Genomic DNA, 21,941 nt, shown 5'->3' with positions numbered 1-21,941 from the left:
GTGTATCTTTGTAATGTTCGTTTTGTGACGAGCGGAAACATGTTTTTAATATAATAGACAATCGATGACACAGGAATCTCCGATACAAGCACTACAACGGCAAAAGATGCTACTTCAGATGGAATACTACGCTGAGAAGGAAGCCTTCAGGAAGCAAACTGAGGCGACAGGTATGCATAGGAAGGTGAAAAGAGGAGATGCTTGGTTCCCATTAAGAGTGGGTAAACGCTTTTATAATGGGCTCAACCAATTATGTATTGAGGTGTTTCGAACGCAAGACGGAGATATTGAACATAACTTTGAAAGCGGTCGTCCAGTCTTGTTCTTCAAGTTTCTTGCAAAAGAGGTGAGTGTTAGTATGAACGCAAATAAGCTGGAATATTTCCGTTTTACAGGCTCTGTTTCTTATGTGGATGGCGATAGAATGGTTGTTACTGTGCCCGACTCGGCTCCTTTACTCGAACTTCAATCAGCACAGCAGCAGGTTGGGTGTCAGTTAGGATTTGATGAGACGAGTTATCAAATGATGTTTGATGCCTTAGAAAGAGCGATGAAAGCTAAGGGAAATAGGCTTGCTTACTTGCGTGATTTGTTCTATTCTCGACAAAAAGTGGGTAAGTTCTCTTTTGCTCCTATCCGTCTCCCGTGGTTGAATCCAACGCAGGAAAAGGCCGTTAATGAAGTGTTGTGGGCAAAAGATGTAGCCATTGTGCATGGTCCTCCAGGCACAGGTAAGACTACAACAATGGTCGAAGCAATCAATGAAACACTCATGCGTGAGAGTCAAGTGTTGGTTTGTGCGCAGAGTAATATGGCTGTTGATTGGATATCGGAGAAGTTAGTTGATCGTGGAATCAACGTCCTTCGCATAGGTAATCCTACTCGTGTGAATGATAAAATGCTTGGTTTTACCTATGAAAGGAAGTTTGAGGCGCATCCAGACTACCCTCAATTATGGTCTATCCGTAAGGCTATTCGGGAGTTAAGAAACCATCGTAAGCGGAGTTCAGAGAATTATCATCAGAAGATGGAACGCCTGAAAAGTCGTGCCACAGAGCTTGAAATAAGGATTAATAGCGAACTCTTTGGTGAGGCGAGGGTGATTGCTTCGACCTTAGTAGGGGCAAATAGTAGGGTAATGGAGGGTCAGAAGTTCACTACCTTATTTATAGATGAGGCTGCACAAGCACTTGAGGCGGCATGCTGGATACCCATTCGTAGGGCATCAAGAGTTATCTTTGCAGGTGATCATTGCCAATTACCACCAACGGTGAAGAGCTTAGCTGCTTTGCATGCAGGACTGGGTAAAACATTAATGGAGCGTGTCGTAGAGAACAAACCAGAGGTTGTAACGTTGTTGAAGGTGCAATATAGGATGAATGAAGAGATTATGCGCTTCTCGTCCAACTGGTTCTATGGAGGGCAAGTAGAGAGTGCGCCACAGATAAAATACCGTGGTATCCTTGATTACGACAACCCAATGGTGTGGATAGATACGTCCGATTCGAGTCTAGAGAATCAATCAGAAGGGGGACAAAATGAGGATAAATCTATCTTTAAAGAGCAGTTTGTTGGTGAGTCATTTGGGCGTATTAACAAGGGAGAAGCCGAATTGACATTGCAAACACTACAATCTTATTTTACGAAGATAGGCAAACAACGCATCTTAGATGAGTGTATTGATGTAGGTGTAATATCGCCTTATCGTGCGCAGGTACAGTACTTGAGGGGGCTAATTAAGAAGCGCGAGTTCTTTAAACCATACCGTTCTTTGATTAGCGTAAACACAGTTGACGGCTTTCAAGGGCAAGAGCGAGATGTGATACTCATCTCTTTAGTGCGTTCAAATGACGCTGGTCAGATAGGATTCTTGCGTGATTTGCGTCGCATGAATGTGGCTATTACGCGTGCAAGGATGAAACTTATCATCCTTGGAAACGTACAAACAATGACGCAGCATCCGTTCTATAAGAAGCTATGGGAGAGCATAGAGCAGGCGGAGTAGTGCTGTTCTCCTTTCAAGTTATTTGTATATTCTCTTCGAGAAAAGAGCTTTTATATGTTTTTTTTATTTACTTTTGTGACATAAAAAGAAGTACACTATGTTGCAACGAGATTATTTCATTAGACTAATAGAGGAGTTTAGCGCAGCAATCTCACGCTTTCTAACGAAAAAGGAAGATGACTTGAAGCGTGATAAAGAGCTAAAAGACCTTTATAAACAATATGTTGGTGAATATGAAGACTTGCGTAATCTCTCCGTTGATGAGCTTTTGTTGTATGCGAAAGAACAATGGGCTGAGAACGAGAGGATAGACCGCATTGATATGGTGGCAGAGCTTCTTTATGCTGAAGCAAGCTATAAGAGTAATCCTTTGCACTCTCTTTTACAGGAAAAAGCATACGCTTTATTTTATTATGTAGAGGCTCATGGCACTACATTCTCTATAGATAGACAACAGAAGATGGAGGCTATGAGGCATGAATTGGGGAATCTCCTCTCTGAGAATTGTTAGTGAGAAGAACGACAAAAGGGTGTGTTTTTCATTTAAATCAAATGCTATAAACAGGCTAAACCGATATAAATCATTATGCTAGAAACAAACATTAGAGAACAAATTATCAGCTTGATACATCATCAAGTGGTACCTGCTGTGGGCTGTACAGAGCCTATGGCTGTGGCATTATGCGTCGCTCGTGCCGCCGAATTACTAGGTTCTAAACCCGAGAAAGTGCGTGTGTTGCTTTCTGCGAATATCCTTAAAAATGCCATGGGAGTGGGTATTCCTGGTACAGGGATGATAGGCTTGCCTATTGCTATTGCCTTGGGTGCATTGATAGGGAAGTCCGAATACCAATTAGAAGTTATTAAGGAACTTACTCCAAAGGGCTTGGAAGAAGGTAAGAAGTTTATTGGTGAGAATCGAATAGACATTAAGTTGAAGGAAGGAATCACCGAGAAACTATACATTGAAGCGATTTGTGAGGCAGGAGAACACCAATCGGTTGCCATCATCTCATGTAGTCATACGAACTTTGTTTACGAGAGTGTCGATGGCAAAGTATGTATGGATAAGCGTGGTCCGAGTGGTTCTGTTGCTGCTTGCAAAGGCGTTGATCTGAACTTACGAACAGTCTGGGAGTTTGCAACAACTACTCCCGTTGAGGAGATAGAGTTCATTCTTGAAGCGAAGCGATATAACCTTCGTGCTGCAGCAGAGGCTTTGAAAGGTAATTACGGGCACTGCCTTGGGAAGATAATGGACCGTCCTTTGAGTCGAGGAATATTCGGGAACAGTATCTATTCACATATCATCTCAAAGACAGCATCAGCCTGTGATGCTCGTATGGGAGGCGCATTAATACCCGTGATGAGCAATAGTGGTTCTGGAAACCAGGGTATTTGTGCAACGAATCCAGTAGCTGTTTTTGCAAAGGAGAACGAGAATACGCGTGAAGAACTAGTCCGCGCACTTGCATTAAGTCACCTAACTGCTATCTATATAAAGCAGAGCTTGGGTGCTCTTTCAGCCCTTTGCGGTTGCGTAGTGGCAAGTATTGGATCCAGTTGTGGCATTACTTACCTCATGGGAGGCGATTACGTGAATGTCTGCCATGCGGTGAAAAACATGATCGCAAACCTTACTGGGATGATATGTGATGGTGCGAAGCCTAGCTGTTCACTGAAGATTTCATCTGGAGTATCCACTGCGATACTATCAGCAACGCTCTCCATGGAAGGTAAACATGTGACAGCTGCGGAGGGAATCATCGATGATGACGTTGATAAGTCTATCCTTAACCTTACAAGCATAGGCAAGGAAGCGATGTGCAATACCGATGATATGGTGTTGAACATCATGACTCATAAGTGTGACTAAGGGCTTATCTCTCTTCTCGGTGATAGGTTACAATCTTGTTGCCACCCCATTGTTTGATACGAGTTATACGTATATTCGGAGGTAATTGAGGGGCTTTTACACCCTTATCAACCAATAAGGAACCAGTCTCAACACGTATCTCATCCCATAAACCAGCGTCTAGAAAGCTCTGTAAGGTACTTGCTCCACCTTCTACAATGAGGCTTTGCTTCTTCTCTTGATATAGATGGTCAAGGACGGATTGGGGACTTGGGTATTGTGAAGATGAGGTGGATTTCTGTTGTGAAAGAACTATTTTCTCGGGGTTCTTACCGCTCCACTCCCTTACAGTAAGCTGTGGATGCTCTAAGTCGTCAGTAGTTCTTCCAACGAGAATAGCGTCATTCTCCGCCCTTAACTTATGTACCAACATCTTTGTGAAAGGCGTTGATATGTTCAAAGGATGGTAATCTTTGCTTGGCAGATAACCAATATATGCAGGATTACCCATCGTTTGTGCCCACTTCAAGATGACGTAGGGACGATGGTGCGTGTTGTATGTTATGAAGCGTTTGTTTAGTTCCAAGCACTCTTTCTCGAGTACTCCTACGGTCACTTCAATGCCTGCGTCACGTAGTTTCTGTACTCCTCTGCCATGCACTTCAGCAAAGGAATCAATACAACCACACACTACTCGGTGTACGCCCTTGCGTATAATCAAGTCGGCACAAGGTGGAGTTTTACCATAATGTGAGCATGGCTCGAGGCTAACATACAATGTCGCATTATGTAAGAGATGACTGTCAACCTCCTTAACAGAGGCAAACGCATTCACTTCGGCATGCCCCTTACCACATTGCACATGGTAACCTTCACCAATAATCCTACCCTCTTTGCTTACAATAACAGCCCCCACCATAGGGTTGGGTTTCGCTTCTAGCATCCCATTGTAGGCTAATTGCAAACAACGACGCATGTATTTTTCGTCAATATCAGCTTGTTTCATATCATTAAAATTCATATCTTTGCATCTATGACATACCAAGATTTATGGCACAGACTTGTTCCTTTATATGGAGAAGGCGAAGCACAATCTATCATCCGATTAGTTTTGGAAGTGAAGTTTGGGCTTTCCTTAACCGATATATATACTGGCAAAGTTAATGAAATATCCCGAGATGCAGCGGAGGAACTCGATAAAATCATGCAAAGACTTGCCTCGTCGGAGCCTGTTCAGTATGTGTTAGGCATGGAGAAGTTCTGTGGTCGGAGCTTTAAAGTTGCCCCTGGTGTATTGATACCACGCCCAGAAACAGAAGTGTTGTGCCGTTGGATAGAAGTAGATAACAATCATCCGTATTGCGCCTTGCAACCTCCTGTACCCTTGCAAGTGCTAGATGTGGGTACAGGTAGTGGTTGTATCGCTGTGACACTGGCTTTAGATCTGTATAACTCGGCTGTTACTGCATGGGACATATCGGCTGATGCGCTCCTGATAGCACGTGACAATGTGCATAGATGGGACTCTTCTGTGGTACTACAGATGGAGGATATCTTATCGATTTCGGCTACTGCTAAGGAACAGAAGTGGGACATCATCGTTAGTAACCCACCTTATATCTGCGATAAAGAGCGCTCTTCTATGGCGGAGAATGTACTGAAGTATGAGCCAGAAACAGCCCTCTTCGTTCCTGATAACGACCCAATAAAGTTTTATAGGGCTATTGCTGAATATGGTGTGACGGCTTTGACCGATGAGGGGAAGCTCTATTTTGAGACCAATCCACTATATATATATAAGGTGAAAGACATGTTAAGCAATCTAGGATATAAACAGATAGAACTGAAGGAAGACCAGTTTGGCAAACAGAGGTTCGTTAAAGCGATGAGAGGATGATACAGAAACGACCGATATTAGAGCCTCAAGCCTTGAAAAAGCTTGCCGATCTCTGTGCGAAAGGAGAGCATTGTTCGGGTGAGATGATTGAGAAGATGCGCAAATGGGGGCTTTCCGAAGATGCACAAACACGCATACTTGAGAAATTGATAAGCCTGAAGTATGTTGATGATGAGCGTTACACGCAGTTCTTTGTACATGATAAAATACGTTACAATAGGTGGGGTAGACGTAAAATAGAGCAGGCTCTCTGGTTGAAGAAAGTGGATAGTAACATCGCATCAAGCGTTTTGGATGCTGTTGAGGATGCCGAGTATCTAGAGGTTTTACGCCCCTTAATGGCTAGTAAGTACCGCACTATTAAGGCAGAAAGCGATTACGAGCGTTCGATGAAACTGATAAAGTTTGCCATGGGACGTGGCTTCACGATGGACTTGATACGGCGGTGTATTGATGAAGGAGTGGTTGACAGCGATGGAGATGTAGACTTCATAGAAGAATGAAAAGGAGAATTAGCTTTCTTTCCAGACTCTTAGACACCTTTTTCCCACGTGCTTGTGCAGTGTGCGGAGAGCGTTTGTCCATGTCAGAAGAGATCCTTTGTGGGGCTTGTAACCTACGACTTCCCCGTACAGGATATGTCCATTCCCCCTATGATAACGAGCTTGTTCGTTTGTTTTGGGGGCTAATACCAATAGAGAAAGGGGCTTCTCTCTTCTTTTATAAGCCTCATTCCGATACAAGCCGACTGATTTATAAGCTTAAATATGGGCATCATCCTGAGATAGGAGAGGCTTTGGGACGCCTTATCGCAGATGAGTTCAACGTTGAGCAATACTTTGATGGAATCACAGCTATCGTTGCTGTACCTTTAACTAAGCAACGTTTACGCGAGAGAGGATACAATCAAAGTATGGAGATAGCACGTGGCATTAGCGCTGTTACAGGTATTCCAATATTGGGAAAAGCTCTCCAACGTGTTACATTTCATGGTAGTCAGACACAAAAAGACCACTGGCAACGCAATGAGAATGTAGAGAAAGCCTTCCGATTAACAGACTCCTCCAGTATAGCAGGGCAGCATATCCTTTTGATAGATGATATAATAACCTCAGGTGCAACCCTTGTTTCTGCAGCCCAAGAGCTACTCAAAGGAGATAACGTGAAGTTGAGTGTACTCTCATTAGGCTTTGCCAAGAACAATTAAAGAGCTATTCTTTTTCCTACCTTTAGCCCTTTAATATCAAAAAAATGTGTAAGTTTGCATTTAGAATATAACCATAAACTATCAAGATGAACGATTTAAAGAAAGCCTTTGCAGGCAAGTTACTAGGGATCAAAGCGATCAAGTTGCAACCTAATGACCCTTTTACGTGGGCTAGTGGATGGAAGTCTCCCTTCTATTGTGACAACCGCAAGACGCTATCATACCATGATGTGCGTTCGTTTGTGAAGTTAGAACTAGTGCATGCAGTGCTGAAGAACTTCCCAGAAGCTACTGCTGTTGCAGGTGTAGCGACTGGAGCTATTGCGCAAGGTATGCTTGTTGCTGATGAACTAGCATTGCCTTATGCTTATGTAAGACCAAAGCCAAAGGACCACGGAATGAAGAATCAGATTGAAGGAGAGCTTCCCGCTGGTGCTAAGGTGGTTGTTGTTGAAGACCTAATATCAACTGGTGGCTCTTCTTTAAAGGCTGTTGCTGCTCTTAGAGAGGCTGGTTTTGAAGTCGTTGGTATGGTTGCCTCTTATACTTATGGCTTCCCCGTCGCAGAGAAAGCATTCCAAGAAGCAGGTGTGAAACTCGTTACCTTGACCGATTATGAGCATGTTGTAGAGACGGCTCTAGAAACTGGTTACATCAAAGAAGCCGATGTCACTATGCTACATGAGTGGCGTAAGGATCCTGCGAATTGGCAGAAAGACTAAGAAAACATAACCAATAAACATAATGACAAAGTTTGAAAGCAGTGTAAAACAGATTCCTCACTCACAGAAAAGCGTGTATGCTATGTTGAGTGATCTTACTAATATACAACGTTTAAAGGACCATCTTCCAGAGGAATCAGTCGGTAATGAAGATATGGATAAGGTAAAGGATAAACTCCAGAACCTTAGTTTCGATCATGATTCCTTATCGATTAAGGTTGATCCTGTTGGGCAAGTTTCGATGCGTATCATAGAGCGTGATGAGCCTAAGACAATCAAGTTTGAGAGTGACAACTCGCCCTTCTCTTTTAACTTCTGGATACAAATATTACCTGTAACAGAGGCGTCTTCTAAGATGAAATTAACCATTGATGCAGACATCCCATTCTTTGCTAAGTCGATGGTATCAAAGCCTTTGCAAGAGGGTATAGAGAAGGTTGCTGATGCGTTGGCAATGATTCCTTTTGAATAAAGGAAAGCCTATGAAAGAAATTCTAAAGTGTGTTGTGTTCATGATCTTATTGTCTTTCTCATCTTGTGGAGACAATTTCGATTATGAATACAGCAACTATCATCCTTACTTTACATTTAATAACGACACGCATAGAGACCCAATTCTTGCAACAGCAATGAATGCTCTTTCACCTGGAGTCTTTTGTATCATCAAGTCGTCCTACACGAGTGGGAGGTATTGTTTTCAGTTCGAGAACAACCAAGGACTACGCTCCTCTGCACCCGTATGGTTTGATGGTATCGACCTTAGACTAGAGTCTTGGAAGCATGTCGGGATGAACAATGGACTCATAGTTGGTTATGGGAATCTAGACAACCCAGCCGTTTTCTTCGCCTATGACTTGCAATGTCCTAATTGCTTTGACTTGCGTGAGTTGCCCCTACGGAACTATGAGTTGACAATCAATAACACGGGTATTGCTACTTGTAACCACTGTCATCGCAAATACAATCTCAATACTGGTGGCAACATAGTCAGCGGTGGGTCGGGTAAAAAACTAACCCGTTATCGTGCTAATAGTACTGGTCCTTTTGGCGTATTAGGCGTTAGTTGAATTGGAAGAAAGTGCATTTTAGATAGAAAATCATAAGGAAATATCTTCTTAATAACGTCTATAAACGATAGAGTAACATTGGAATTTGAGGTTAGTTACAGGTTTCTATGTTCTGAATTGAATAGTATCAAGTAGGGGTAAGAACCTTAATCTTCAATTAATGTAGATTGTTGTTGAAGTCAAGAAGAGCCTTTCTTCCATTGGAAGAGAGGCTCTTCTTATAGCAACGAAACGCCCTCTTTAATGCAAGGAAGGGCTTTCCTTCTTTGCACTCTTTTGTCTGTTGCAAATGAGATTGTGCTATTTCAAATGTTCTTCATAGCTCATTTAGGTCTCAATTAGCTTATATCTGGAGTCAAAATGAGCTTTTCTAATCAAAAAAACAAGCAAATCTTTTGTCAGTTCGGAGATTTAGCCTTATCTTTGCAAACGGTTTGCCGCAATGGTGGAATTGGTAGACACGAGGGACTTAAAATCCCTTGGCCAGTAATGGCTGTGCGGGTTCGAGTCCCGCTCGCGGCACTTCTTCTTAAATCTCTATGCGCATGAAGCGAATAGTTTATATGTTTTTACTCTCCTTACTGTTGGTCTCTTGTGGTACTCGCAGTGGTTACTTCAAGATGGAGGGGCGCTTCTTGCACATGAATCAAGGCGAACTTTATGTATATAGTCCAGATGGTGGTATCAGTGGATTGGATACTATCAAGGTGGAAACTGGGCGCTTTTCGTATGAGAGACCATGTAGTAAGTCTGCCACACTTATTATAGTCTTTCCCAATTACTCAACGCAACCTATCTTCGCAGAGTCAGGTGAGGCTGTAGAGGTGAAAGCCGATGCGTCGCACCTTAAAGAGATGGAGGTGGAGGGTACCGATGCGAATGAATTGATGACAAAGTTCCGTAAGCAGATTGCGAGTGTGGCTCCACCTCAAGAACTTAAATATGCTATTCAGTTTATTAAAGACCATCCCGAGTCGCCTGTGAGTGCATATTTATTAAACCGATATCTTATTCAAACAGAATCTCCCGACTATAAGTTGGCAGCCCAACTGCTCCCTCTTTTGATAAAGGAACAGCCCGAGAACACAACTTTGAGTCGTCTTAACCGACAAATAAAGGACTTGGGTAATGTGGAGATAGGGCGTAAGTTGCCTCATTTTACAGCCAAAGACGTAAACGGAAAGGCTGTGAATGATGCAATGTATAGCAATAAGAACGTTGCAATCATCAATGTTTGGGCAACGTGGAGTTATGAAAGTTTGGATATACAACGAGCCTTGAACGATGCTGTGAAGGCTGGTAAAATAGCCGCATTAAGCGTTTGTGTGGATGCAAACCCTAAGGAGGTGCGTCAATCACTGGTACGTGATGACATCCAATTCCCCAACGTCTGCGATGGAAAAATGCTGAGTTCACCATTGTTAAAGACGTTCGGACTGACTATGATACCTGATAATATCGTCATACGCAATGGTAAAGTAACAGAGAGAAACATTACTGCCAATACCATACGTCAGCGTTATGGCGTTGAATAAAAACTACTAACGTGCTTGTAAAAACATTCTGTGCAGCTGTTAACGGAATGGAAGTTACCACCGTGACAGTCGAAGTAAGCATTACGCGGGGCGTCTTGTTTCATCTTACCGGACTTGCTGATGCCGCGGTAAAGGAGAGCCACGACCGTATTGCAGCAGCCCTTCTCAATACTGGTTACAAGTTTCCTGTAGCCGACATCACGGCTAATCTTGCGCCAGCTGACCTCAAGAAGGAGGGTTCCAGCTTTGATCTTCCATTGGCAATAGCCATCCTTGCCGCCAATGATAAGATGAGTAATGACCGCTTGAAAGCCTTTATGCTGGTGGGGGAATTAAGTCTTGATGGTACGTTGCAACCCGTGAAAGGAGTGCTACCGATTGCTATTAAGGCACGAGCAGATAAGTTCCAAGGTATCATTGTACCAAAAGCTAATGAGCACGAAGCGGCTGTTGTGGATACATTGGAGGTCTATGGCATGGAGAACATATTGCAGGTTATCGACTTCCTGAATGGTACAACCAATCCAGAACCTTGTTATGTCGATACGAGAAAAGAGTTTTATGAACATCAGTATGCCTTCGATCTCGACTTTGCTGACGTCCGTGGACAAGAGAATGTGAAGCGTGCTTTGGAGGTAGCAGCCGCCGGTGGGCACAATCTCATTATGGTTGGACCACCTGGAAGTGGTAAGAGTATGATGGCAAAGAGGCTTCCCTCCATCCTTCCTCCGCTATCCCTTGCAGAGAGCTTAGAGACAACTCAGATACACTCCATCGCTGGGAAGTTAGGTAGAGACGCTGGATTGATTACGCAGCGACCCTTCCGAAGTCCGCACCACACCATCTCTGAGGTTGCACTCGTTGGTGGGGGAGCCAATCCAATGCCGGGTGAAATCACCTTAGCACATAATGGTGTGCTCTTCTGCGATGAGCTTCCTGAGTTCAATAAGCATACCTTAGAAGTGCTTCGACAGCCTTTGGAGGATCGTCATATAACGATTTCTCGTGCCAAATACACGGTCACTTACCCTTGTAGCTTTATGTTTGTGGCGAGTATGAATCCCTGTCCTTGTGGCTACTTTGCCGATCCTACGCATCATTGTGTGTGTACTCCGGGGCAGATACAGAAGTATCTTGCGAAGATATCAGGGCCTCTCATGGATCGAATTGACATCCAATGCGAGATAGCTCCGCTCCCTTTCAAAGACATCTCACAAGCAGCTGCGGGCGAATCGAGTGCTGTTATTCGTGAAAGAGTTATCCGAGCGCGAGCCATACAGACGGAGCGTTTCCGTGAATACCACAATGTTCATTGTAATGCACAGATGTCCGAGCGGCTCATCCACACGTTTGCTGAACCAGACAAAGCCTCTATGGAGTTGCTTCGGAATGCTATGGAGCGGTTGAAACTGTCGGCTCGTGCTTACAACAGAATACTGAAAGTGGCTCGTTCGATAGCCGACTTAGATGGTTCTGAGGCTGTCCTTTCACAGCACATAGCCGAGGCGATAGGTTATAGAAACTTAGATAGAAGTGATTGGGCAGAGCGTTAAGTAAAAGTAAATGGAAATGAAGAAAATACTTATTTTATGGTTTCTTTCAGTTAATCTTATGATAGTTGCACAGACAGAACGACCTATTACCCCCGTTGATTGGGACTATATTCGGACGGAAGTAGAGCATAATCCGCAGAGAGTGAAGACTTTGGTAGAGCGTATGGCATTGTTGCGTATGGATTCGACAATGACAAGTCAGGATCGTATCTTGGCTTTCTTTGGTCAATCGTACATCAGTTGTGGTGAGGAAATGAACGTTTGTAGGGATATGAAAGACTCTCTTCGTTGTCGTAAGATGGAAGTTGTTAGTGAATTGGCAGACTCTATATTGAAGGTAAACCCATTGAGTTTGGATGCCTTAATAGGTAAGTTAAGTTATTATTCAGACCTCGCTAACAATCATCCTGATAGGTCATGGAGTGTTGAGGAAGATGTTAAGAAGACCCTTCTACGCACTGAGCTGATTTTAAATACCATTGCTATGACTGGTGACGGAAGTAAGATTCATCCCTTTGCTGTTACCTGCGTTGCCGATGAATACAACTTTATTCGTTATTATCTAAAGATTTCCAATATAAAAGGGCAAGCTTTTTTGGGCGATACCGATCGCATCTCTTTGGGAGAGTCAAACGAATTTTATAAAGAGAAAAACGTTTATTTTGATATTACTAGATGTCTTGAACTTGAGCAGAAGGGCTTTAGTAGGAAATAAACGAGGTTATTGTTATAGGATAAAAACAGGCTTTCTGTTTCTTGGAAGAATACTTCTAATCTGCTAAACAGGCATCGCTTTCGTCATTATATGTAGGTAGATGTATTTGTCGAGGTATCCTCTTGAAACTAAAAATAGTCTATTTTTATTTAAAGATTAGTTTGTTTTATACAGAAAAATAGACTGATTTTTCTTGCAAATATCCCTAGTCTCCATTTTAGTTAATTCTCTCTTCTTGTTGTCAAAGGTTTTGGTTTCACTATACAGAGGGCTTCTCTCTGACCTTATTTATCTACTTGTTACATTGATTTAACTCTCCTGTTATGGTAAAGTTGGTGCAATTTTAGCCCATTTCATCGGTTTTTCTTATGGTAAAAGGTTGTTTGATTTTATGTTTATAACCTACTAGTAGGATAGCAACTCATTATCCAATTTCCTCATAAATATTATTGATTCTGTAAGATAAAGGTGTCATTTAAATGTTAATAAATAGTACTCTATGATACTTATCATTTAGTATTAAGGCTTATAACTAACGTTGTATTTTGTTGTATGAAGTATGTTCTAAGTTGTTGATAATCAATTAATATTGTTTGTACATTTGCTTGACTACCTTTATTTAAGTATATTAAAGGCTTTTTTTTTGTTATCTTTGCACATACTTTCCTATAGGGACATTGTCTCATAGAAGAGCGTAGATAGAAGTATTAAAAACATAAATCAAAACAAAAGAACAATCATGAAGCCATTGCAAACAGAGAACAGTTCATGGCGCAAAGTACTTACCCTTGCGGTGGGACTAGCCTGTACGTTGGACGTAGCTGCTCAAAATTTCAATGTAAAGGGTTCCGTAACTGACCAGAATGGAGAGCCTATTATAGGTGCTACCATTATGGAGGAAGGAACCAAGAATGGTGTAGTAACAGACATTGATGGTCACTTCACTTTGCCTGTTACAAGTGCTAAATCTCGTATTCGAGTAACTTACATCGGCTACAAGACACAGGAGATTCCTGTTGCAGGGAAGTCCGATTTCAATGTAAAGTTGCAGGAAGATGCAGCTAATTTGGATGAGGTTGTAGTTGTCGGATATGGTACAATGGATAAGAAGGAGTTGACCTCAGCTGTTTCTCACGTATCTTCTAAGAACTTCACACAAGTAGCAAGTGTAGACCCATCTATGATGATTCAAGGTAAGGTGGCTGGTGTTAGTATTACCAATACTGGTGCTGGTGACCCTAACAATCAGGCAAGTATCCAGGTGCGTGGTGTCTCATCTCGTGCTGCAGGACTTGGTCCATTGATTGTCATCGATGGTGTGCCTGGTGGTAACTTAACCAACCTCAATCCTAATGACATTGAGAGTTATGATGTCTTGAAGGATGGTGCTGCATCAGCAATCTACGGTACTCGTGGTTCTAACGGTGTTATTCTCGTAACGACAAAGAAGGGAGCTCGTGACGGAAACTTGCATACCTCTTATAGTGGCTCTATCGCTTTAGATGTCATTAAGAAGGACCTTGATATGCTCTCAGCTGATGAGTATCGTGCCAACCGATTGGCTTCTGGTACTGGTTATGACCTTGGTGGTTCAACAGACTGGATGAAGGAAGTGAGCCGTGTTGGTGTTCGCACAGTTCATACATTGACACTTAGTGGTGGTAATATCAAGTCAAATTACCGTGCATCGGTAGACTATCGTGATGCAAAGGGTATTGATAAGTACTCTGGTCGTCAGGAGTATGGTGCTCGTATCAGCTTGAACCATACAACCAACAGCGGTTTGATAACCTTCGGTTTGAATATCGCTCCACGTGTTGCCTATCGTAAGAACGCTACTTGGGATGTGTTCCGCAATGCCTTGGAGGCTAACCCTACGACTCCTATTTGGGACCCACAGAACCCTGCGCTGTACTATAACTTTAAGGGACAGCCTGCTGAGTGGAACCCTATTGAGCAGGAGAAGAGACGTAAAGATACTGGTACAACAAAGTTGATTGACTGGGATGGTACCGTTAAGTTGAATCTCTTCCCATTGTTATTGACCAATCCTGGAAAGCAGGTGTTGACAACACAGTTGACATTCGCTGACCATCAGTATGATAACTATAACCAGTGGTTTAGCCCATCAACCAACACCCGTACTATTAATGCAGGTCGTGATGGTGAAGCATCACAGAATTATAAAAAGGAATCTCTCCATAGTTTGGAGTGGATTAACAACTATAGCAACTCGTTTGGTAATCACAACGTTAAGGCTATGTTTGGTTACTCTTATCAAGAGGCTCTCTATTCAGGCTTCAATGCAGAGAACAAGGACTTCCCTAACGATGCTCTCGAGGACAATAACTTAGGAACAGGTAAGTTCATGAAGAAGAAGGACGAGCTTGGTATGGGTTCTTATAAGAATGGTTACAAGCTGATTGCATTCTTCGGACGTGTAAGCTATGACTGGAAGGGACGCTATATGTTGACAGCTTCTTTGCGTCATGAAGGTTCAACAAAGTTCGGTGAGCATTACAAGTGGGGTAACTTCCCAGCTGTGTCTGCAGGTTGGCGTATCTCTGATGAGGCGTTTATGGCAGGAACAAAGAGTTGGTTGACCGACTTGAAGCTCCGTGCAGACTTCGGTGTGACAGGTAATCAGGACTTCGGTTCATATAAGTCACTTGACACAATGACGGGCTTTGGTTACTATATGTATAATGGCAAGTCTTATCAAGTATGGGGTCCTGGTAAGAATCCAAACGATGACTTGCACTGGGAGAAGGGTAAAAACTGGAACGTTGGACTTGATTGGGCGTTGTTCAATGGTAACCTATTCGGTTCTTTCAACTACTTCAATCGTACACAGCAAGACCTCTTGGGTGATTATAACGTGACTGTTCCACCTTATTTGTTTACGACTACTTTCGTGAACGTAGGTACTATGCGTAACACTGGTTTCGAGTTTGATGTAACTTGGAATGCTATTAAGAAGAAGGACTTCACCTATACACTCAATGTCGTAGGAGCAACAATGGGTAATGAGTTCGTTAAGTTCAGCAACAGTAAGTTTGTTGGTCAGGACTTCTATTACATGGTTGATACACAGGATCCATACCCATTCCATACACTACAACGTATCGAGAAGGGACGCCGTATCGGTAGCTTCTATATGTGGAAGTATGCTGGTATCACCCCTGATGGTAAGTGGATTGTTTATGACAAGGATGGTGATAAGGTCTTAGCAGACAACGCTACAGATGATGATCGTCAGTATGTTGGCAATGGTCTTCCAAAGTTCACGGGTTCTATGACACATAGTTTCCGTTATAAGAACTTAGATGCTTCATTGTTCTTCCAGACAGCTTTGGGCTTTGATATCTTCAATATCCATGACTTCTATTATGGTATTAAGAACTTCCAAGGTAATGTAATGGATAAAGCATACAGTAAGAACCTTGCAGTATCACAGAACCCTATCGTCTCAGACTACTTCCTTGAGCCTGGTGACTACTTGAAGCTCTCTTCTGTAAGTCTTGGTTATACCTTAGATATGAAGAAGAAGTATCTTAGCTCTGTTCGTATCTATGCAACTGCAACCAACCTCTTTACGATTACGAAGTTCTCTGGTGTAGACCCTTCTACCTATCAGTTGAATGGCTTGACACCAGGTGCTACGGGTTCACGTACATACTATCCATCAACACGCCAGTTCATGTTAGGATTGCAAGTTGACTTCTAAAACAATCGTTCAATCATTTAGATAATGAAAAGCAATGAATAAGTTATATAAATACGCAGCATTGTTAGCAGTGCCTGCGGCCCTTATGACAGCCTCAAGTTGTACTGATCTTAGTGAGACATTGTATGACCAAGTGGCATCAAGCAACTATTATAATACGAAGGATGACGTTATTCGTGCAGTACTTCGTCCATTCGAACATGGCTTCTGGAGTATCCAGAGTCGCCATGTATTGAATGAAGAAACAGCCGATCAATTGATTACTCCTACACGTGAAGACTGGTGGGATGATGGTGGTCGTTGGGCTCGTATGCACCGCCATAAGTGGATTAACAAGAATGGTGAGGCTCAGTCTGAGTTCAATGGTTGCTATCAAGGTATCGGACAGGCTAATAAGGTAATCGAAGACCTTAATACACTTTCTGCATCAAAGTTTGGTTTTTCTGAAGCAGAGTTCGCTAACCTTCGCGCGCAGAACCACGTTCTCCGTGCATGGTATTATCTTCGTCTGTTGGATGCGTTCCGCAACGTTTATTACTCAGTTGGTTTCAAAGACACATCAAAGAACTCACAGGAACAAGTACCACCACGTCAGATTTTTGACTTTATAGAGAAAGAGATTAAAGATGCTCTTCCAGAGTTAGTAAAGAAGGCTTCACTTGGTGGTAACGATCGTCTCGAAGGTCAATGGACACAAGCTGGTGCGGCTGCATTGTTGGTTCGTTTGTACATGAATGCAAAGGTTTATGTTGGTGAAGATCGCTTTGCTGATGCAGAGAAGTATGCACAGGACATTCTTGATGGTAAGTATGGTACATACGCTGTAGCTGACCGTTGGGACGCTGCTTTTGATTGGGATAATGACAAGTGCGATGAGGTTATCTTCGCATTCCCAAGTTCTCAGGGCGAGACACACTGGCATTACAAGGGTGATATGTATTGGTGGTCAGTTCCATCTAAGGCTAATGACTGGTTGAAGGATACGAAGTGCAAGGAAGGTTCACACAACATCAAGTATTCTGCTTCACCATCTTATAATCCTAAGGGAGAGAAGTATAACTTCGAGTTAGGTATGCCTATCGCTCAATTCAAGAAGTATCCATCAGACGTTCGACTAAAGATGTACAAGAACTTAAACAATGGTCGACGTGAAGGTATGTTCATCTTCGGTAAGATTCATTATATAGATGATGACGGACACCCACAGTATTTGAAGGATCACAATGGTAGATTTGCTCTTGACATACGTGACGCTGTTGGTAAGTTCGGTGCTACTGATGGTAGCAAGTGGCTCAATAAGGCTGATAGTAGACTCGAGGATGGTGACGACAACTCTGGTTGGATGTTTGCTAAGTACCCTCTCTATCCAGATACGGAAGAGGATCATCAACTTGAGGCAGATTACTGTGAGATTCGCCTCCCAGAGATTATCTATAGTCTAGCAGAGTGCAAGTTGCGTAAGGGCGATGCTACTGCAGCAGGCAAGCTATTGAATATGGTTCGCAAGCGTAACTATCCTTCTTCAGATTGGAGCACGGTTCTCTATGCCCCAGAAGGTACAGCAACCCTCGATATGAAGGAGATGTTGGCAGAGTGGGGACGTGAGTTCTTTGCAGAGGGACGTCGTCGTATCGACTTGATTCGCTTCGGAAAGTTTGAAGATGCATGGTGGGATAAGGAGGCAGATGCTGATAAGCACACCGAAATCTTCCCATTCCATCCTGATATCTTGGATTCTCACAAGGGTATGAAGCAGAACCCAGGCTATGATAGTAAATAATTTATTAAATGATTAAAACCTATTCGTAAGATGAAATCAATAGTAAAATATGGTATGGCTCTATTGGCACTTCTAGCGCCAATAACCTTCCAATCATGTCATGATGATAAGGATATCGTGGTCATCACAGAAGAGCTTCCATTGAAGGTTGACCATCTCTATATGGTGGGTGATGCTACCCCTGCTGGGTGGAGCATTGACAATCCATACGAGATGACACGTGATGAGAATAATAAGTACCTTTTCACTTATCATGGTAAACTAAAGACGGGCGAGATTAAGTTGCCACTCTCTAAGGGTGATTGGGGTGCCACATTTGTTTACGCACCTGCTGCTGATACTGAAATCAATGATAAGGGCGTTGCCAGCGATGCGATTGATATTCGCAAAGGTGGTGCCGATAATAAGTGGAAGGTGACAAAGACGGGTATTTATACCTTCGCTGTCGACCTCCGTACACGTAAGCTCACGGTTACTTATGAGGGCGAAGAGCCAGCTGGTCCAATCGTTCCTATCGAGACAGAGTGGTTGTCATTCATAGGTAATGCAACGCCTTATGGCTGGGATATCGATGGTTTGAAGGCTAAGGTGCAAGCTGGCACTGCTAAGTTTGCTAAGACTTCTACTAGCCCATTACAATTCACTTATGAGGGTCATCTCAACGTGGGTGAGTTCAAATTGTCATTCGATAAATCAGATGGATGGAACAACTTGATACAAGCTCCTGTGGCCGATTGTGAGTTCAACCATGATGGACCAGCAAAGCAAGGTATGGTTGTTGGTGGCGATGACAATAAGTGGAAGGTAACAGAAGCTGGTACTTACACCATTGTATTCGACCTCACAAAGCATGAAATCAAGGTGACGAAGTTCGAGGCTGATGCTCCTGCTCCAGCAGCTCCAACGCCTTGGGACACTGAAAGCGTCTATATGATTGGTAGCGCAACTCCTGCTGGTTGGGTAACTGATAATGGCGTTGCTTTCACGAAGTCAGGCGATCATATCTTCTCTGTTGAGGTTCAGTTGGCAGAGGGTGAGATGAAGTTTATGCTTGATAAAACTGGCTTCTCTGACGAAAAGCCCTACTTCTTTGCGCCTGCAGAGAATACGGAAGTAAATGCGCAGGGCGTTGCTAACGATGCACTTGTGTATGGTACAGAGAAGAGCTATGGCGACAAGAAGTGGAAGGTAACAAAGGCTGGTAAGTATAAGCTAACGCTCGATTTGAAGAATAAGAAGTTTAAGGCAGAGTACTTAGGCGCATAACTCCACTAATATGATTCGGTAGCAGCAATCATACGATTCCCTTTTCTGACACATACGAGTCACGTGCTTGACACGTATGTGTTACAGGGGATGACACATAGGAGTCAATTCGTTGACACGTATGTATCAATAGAAGTGAGACAAAATATCGCTTTTCGCAGCTACCATTTACTAATTACTTATGACAGAATAAACAACAATGAAGAAATATATATTCGCTAGCTTGGCATTCGCAGCATTGCTCTCTAGCTGTAATAGTAACGAGTGGGACGTCACCAGCGACTTGAGTGTTGACAAGCAGGATCCTACTGTTGGACTCACACCTGTTGCGGAGAAGGAAGGAATGGATTATGCTCCTCTTTATTGGAGTGTATATGGTAACCTTCGTGCACAGGAGAAGGCAGGTTCTTTCCCTAATATCTTTACAGAGGATGACTGGGATGAGACCATCGATTATGTAGTGACCAATCTCAAGTCACATGGTTATGATATGCTTGTTACCGATGGTTTCGCTGCTATGGGCGGTGATGATGGTTACATGACACGTTATAGTCACACGACGAAAGATGAGGGTTCTCCTGAGATTCCTTTAAGCACTATCGTTGCTAAGTTGAAGGCTAAAGGTTTGAAGTTGGGTGTGTATGACAGTCCTTTCTGGTTGCACTATTCTAACCCTAATGCTATCATTCCTGGTACTGACAACATCACAGTAAGCAGCCTTGCTTATGACCCTGCAAAGGATAAGGACGTGAAATATCCTACGGCTAAGGAGCAGTTTGGTTGGGTGATGACCGACCATCCAGGTGCAGAGCAGTTCTTTGAAGGTTTCTTCAAACACTATGCTGACTTAGGCGTGAAGTTCGTGCGTATGGACTTCCTTTCTTGGTATGAGGATGGTATGAATTATACGGACATTATTGACAAAGGCTTTGGTCGTGAGCGTTACGTGAAGGGTATGCAATGGATCAACAAATATGCACAGAAGTATGGTGTATATGTGTCTCTTGTAATGCCACACTTGCGCAATGACGCAATCATTGAGAAGTATGCTGGTAACATGGTACGTATTGACGCCGATGCGCTTGAGGGTAGTTGGTATCGTTTCTCAGATAACAACCGTGGTAGTCTTCGTGGTGGTTGGCCTAACTCCGAGAATGCTTTTGACGGCTTTATTAACTGGTCAAAGATCTCTGGTCGTAAGAAGATCCGCCTCGATGGTGACTTTATCCGTATTGGAAGTTACGCTGATGACAATGAGAAGATGTCTGTTATCTCTCTTCCTTTGATGGCAGGCGGTCCTATCTCAATCACTGACTTACCAACAGGTGATGACCTCAAGTTCTTCCAGAACGACGAGTTACTTGCATTGAATAAGGACGGATTCGTAGGTAAGCCACTAGCACGTAATCTGTGGAATACAGATGGTGAGGTATGGTATGGACAGATGAAGGACGGCTCTTATGTTGTAGGTCTCTTCAATCGTGAGACAGCTGCTGCAACACGTTCTGTAGAATTGTCTAAGTTAGGACTATCAGGAACTTATAAGGTGCGTGACCTTTGGAAGCATGCTGACGAAGGGACGGTAAGTGATAAGATCGAGGCTGTTATCCCAGCACATGGTTGTAAGATTATCAAGCTGACAAAGTAAGTAATGACAACTGCTGTCCCTTCATTGGGACAGAGTTATTATAAGAATCGAACCAGTTGGACGTATCCAGCTGGTTCGATTTCTTTATGTCCTATTCGTAATTGAATAGGCTTCTTCCGTAAAGTAGATAGGTTAGCCGTGTGCCTTCATTACCTTATGATATATGCTAACCCATCTCTATTGTACCATCCTTACCTAACTTTAAGCGTGGCTTAGGTGTTGGCTTAGGCTGTGGTTGAGGATTGGGCTTAGTGACGGGATTGGGTTTAGTGGCAGGAGTGGGCTTGCGTTGTGGAGCGGGTTTAGCCTTAACAGGTCTCGGTGCTGTTGGGCGTTGTCTAATGGGAGCCTTCCTCGTAGGTTGATGAGTAGCCGCATTCTTCTTGTTGGGTACTATTCTGCTCTTCAGCTCACCACCAACATAAGTACCATCAGGTCCTTTCGTCCGATACGCATAGAACGTACCTTTAGGGAGATATACAGTATCTTCGACACATAGACCATCATCATAACGTGCGTGTTCGATAATCTTTTGCCCAGTATCATCGTACACGTAGGTCATTCCCTGTAGCAGTCCATTCTCGTAGTTCTCAATGTAGTCAAGATAAGGATTTGCACTGGGACGATTCATCTTTTGGTACTTGATGAGCTTACCCTGCTTCTTCCCTTTGCTGTAACTCACAATGCTTTCGATGTTACCAAATGCATCGTAATACTTCACCAGCCCATCCCTTAGACCGTCCTTATAGTCTTCTTCCATGAATAAGCGACCATCTTCCATATAACTAACACAATGCCCTTCTAGTAGCCCCGTCTCCTTATTTTCATATGTAATCGACTTTATCTGTCCGTTGTCATAAGACTCTACTATCTTCTGTACCTGTGCGTTACTTGCTAAAGGTAGTGCGATTAGAGAGAGCAGAAGTAATTTTATCTTTATCATATTATATTCGTGTTTAATACT

The 21,941-nt window shown here is 43.1% G+C and carries 18 protein-coding genes and 1 tRNA gene; 17 read left to right on the top strand and 2 right to left on the bottom strand.

The window, feature by feature from the left end; genetic code table 11:
* Nucleotides 1-64: 64 nt before the first annotated feature.
* The 3 genes from F0475_RS06795 to F0475_RS06785 all read left to right on the top strand — a co-directional run bounded on the left by F0475_RS06795 (nucleotide 65) and on the right by F0475_RS06785 (nucleotide 3,881).
* On the top strand, nucleotides 65-2,005 hold the full coding sequence (locus F0475_RS06795) for an AAA domain-containing protein (RefSeq protein ID WP_155716027.1): 1,941 nt from the start codon (nucleotides 65-67) through the stop codon (nucleotides 2,003-2,005).
* A gap of 97 nt (nucleotides 2,006-2,102) precedes the next feature.
* Entirely contained in the window at nucleotides 2,103-2,516 is a 414-nt protein-coding gene (locus F0475_RS06790) for a hypothetical protein (protein ID WP_155716026.1), read from the top strand.
* A gap of 75 nt (nucleotides 2,517-2,591) precedes the next feature.
* The gene (locus tag F0475_RS06785) at nucleotides 2,592-3,881 is read left to right on the top strand and encodes an L-cysteine desulfidase family protein (protein WP_009433985.1); all 1,290 of its coding nucleotides are present in this window, start codon (nucleotides 2,592-2,594) and stop codon (nucleotides 3,879-3,881) included.
* 4 nt (nucleotides 3,882-3,885) lie between these two features.
* Here F0475_RS06785 and ribD read toward each other — a convergent pair whose 3' ends face one another.
* Complete coding sequence (gene ribD, locus F0475_RS06780; protein ID WP_155716111.1) at nucleotides 3,886-4,866, bottom strand: bifunctional diaminohydroxyphosphoribosylaminopyrimidine deaminase/5-amino-6-(5-phosphoribosylamino)uracil reductase RibD; 981 nt, start codon at nucleotides 4,864-4,866, stop codon at nucleotides 3,886-3,888.
* Nucleotides 4,867-4,893: 27 nt separating this feature from the next.
* On the opposite strand from ribD, the gene prmC reads away from it, so the two are divergent.
* The 14 genes from prmC to F0475_RS06710 all read left to right on the top strand — a co-directional run bounded on the left by prmC (nucleotide 4,894) and on the right by F0475_RS06710 (nucleotide 20,977).
* Complete coding sequence (gene prmC, locus F0475_RS06775; protein ID WP_155716025.1) at nucleotides 4,894-5,757, top strand: peptide chain release factor N(5)-glutamine methyltransferase; 864 nt, start codon at nucleotides 4,894-4,896, stop codon at nucleotides 5,755-5,757.
* Nucleotides 5,754-6,260 carry a regulatory protein RecX gene (locus F0475_RS06770; protein ID WP_155716024.1) on the top strand — a complete coding sequence of 169 codons (507 nt, stop codon included), beginning with the start codon at nucleotides 5,754-5,756 and terminating at the stop codon, nucleotides 6,258-6,260. The genes prmC and F0475_RS06770 overlap by 4 nt, the downstream gene beginning before the upstream one ends.
* On the top strand, nucleotides 6,257-6,964 hold the full coding sequence (locus F0475_RS06765) for a ComF family protein (protein WP_199879797.1): 708 nt from the start codon (nucleotides 6,257-6,259) through the stop codon (nucleotides 6,962-6,964). The genes F0475_RS06770 and F0475_RS06765 overlap by 4 nt, the downstream gene beginning before the upstream one ends.
* 86 nt (nucleotides 6,965-7,050) lie before the next feature.
* Nucleotides 7,051-7,686: an orotate phosphoribosyltransferase gene (gene pyrE / locus F0475_RS06760; RefSeq protein WP_155716023.1), complete on the top strand. Its 636-nt coding sequence runs from the start codon at nucleotides 7,051-7,053 to the stop codon at nucleotides 7,684-7,686.
* 22 nt (nucleotides 7,687-7,708) lie between these two features.
* A complete protein-coding gene (locus F0475_RS06755) occupies nucleotides 7,709-8,158 on the top strand; it encodes an SRPBCC family protein (protein WP_155716022.1) in 450 nt (149 codons plus the stop codon).
* A 10-nt stretch (nucleotides 8,159-8,168) separates the two neighbouring features.
* On the top strand, nucleotides 8,169-8,753 hold the full coding sequence (locus tag F0475_RS06750) for a hypothetical protein (protein WP_199879796.1): 585 nt from the start codon (nucleotides 8,169-8,171) through the stop codon (nucleotides 8,751-8,753).
* Nucleotides 8,754-9,189: 436 nt separating this feature from the next.
* A tRNA-Leu gene (locus F0475_RS06745) sits at nucleotides 9,190-9,275 on the top strand.
* Between the two features lie 17 nt (nucleotides 9,276-9,292).
* Nucleotides 9,293-10,288 (top strand): DUF4369 domain-containing protein, encoded by a 996-nt coding sequence (locus F0475_RS06740; RefSeq protein ID WP_155716020.1) that lies wholly within the window; start codon nucleotides 9,293-9,295, stop codon nucleotides 10,286-10,288.
* A gap of 11 nt (nucleotides 10,289-10,299) precedes the next feature.
* Nucleotides 10,300-11,841 carry a YifB family Mg chelatase-like AAA ATPase gene (locus tag F0475_RS06735; RefSeq protein WP_317163198.1) on the top strand — a complete coding sequence of 514 codons (1,542 nt, stop codon included), beginning with the start codon at nucleotides 10,300-10,302 and terminating at the stop codon, nucleotides 11,839-11,841.
* 16 nt (nucleotides 11,842-11,857) lie between these two features.
* Nucleotides 11,858-12,556, top strand: coding sequence for a DUF4919 domain-containing protein (locus tag F0475_RS06730; RefSeq protein ID WP_199879795.1), 699 nt, complete (start codon nucleotides 11,858-11,860; stop codon nucleotides 12,554-12,556).
* Between the two features lie 739 nt (nucleotides 12,557-13,295).
* On the top strand, nucleotides 13,296-16,283 hold the full coding sequence (locus F0475_RS06725; protein ID WP_155716018.1) for a SusC/RagA family TonB-linked outer membrane protein: 2,988 nt from the start codon (nucleotides 13,296-13,298) through the stop codon (nucleotides 16,281-16,283).
* Nucleotides 16,284-16,317: 34 nt separating this feature from the next.
* Complete coding sequence (locus F0475_RS06720; protein ID WP_155716017.1) at nucleotides 16,318-18,063, top strand: RagB/SusD family nutrient uptake outer membrane protein; 1,746 nt, start codon at nucleotides 16,318-16,320, stop codon at nucleotides 18,061-18,063.
* A gap of 30 nt (nucleotides 18,064-18,093) precedes the next feature.
* The gene (locus tag F0475_RS06715; protein ID WP_155716016.1) at nucleotides 18,094-19,329 is read left to right on the top strand and encodes a SusF/SusE family outer membrane protein; all 1,236 of its coding nucleotides are present in this window, start codon (nucleotides 18,094-18,096) and stop codon (nucleotides 19,327-19,329) included.
* A gap of 199 nt (nucleotides 19,330-19,528) precedes the next feature.
* Complete coding sequence (locus F0475_RS06710) at nucleotides 19,529-20,977, top strand: alpha-galactosidase (RefSeq protein ID WP_155716015.1); 1,449 nt, start codon at nucleotides 19,529-19,531, stop codon at nucleotides 20,975-20,977.
* Between the two features lie 166 nt (nucleotides 20,978-21,143).
* Here F0475_RS06710 and F0475_RS06705 read toward each other — a convergent pair whose 3' ends face one another.
* Nucleotides 21,144-21,920, bottom strand: a complete 777-nt coding sequence (locus F0475_RS06705; RefSeq protein ID WP_155716014.1) for a toxin-antitoxin system YwqK family antitoxin — start codon at nucleotides 21,918-21,920, stop codon at nucleotides 21,144-21,146.
* Nucleotides 21,921-21,941 lie beyond the last annotated feature (21 nt).

It is taken from the genome of Prevotella vespertina (genome assembly GCF_009728485.1).
In the GTDB taxonomy this organism is placed as follows: Bacteria; Bacteroidota; Bacteroidia; order Bacteroidales; family Bacteroidaceae; genus Prevotella; species Prevotella vespertina.
Note: the sequence above shows the minus strand (reverse complement) of the source record. Positions and strands in the feature narration are given on the sequence as shown.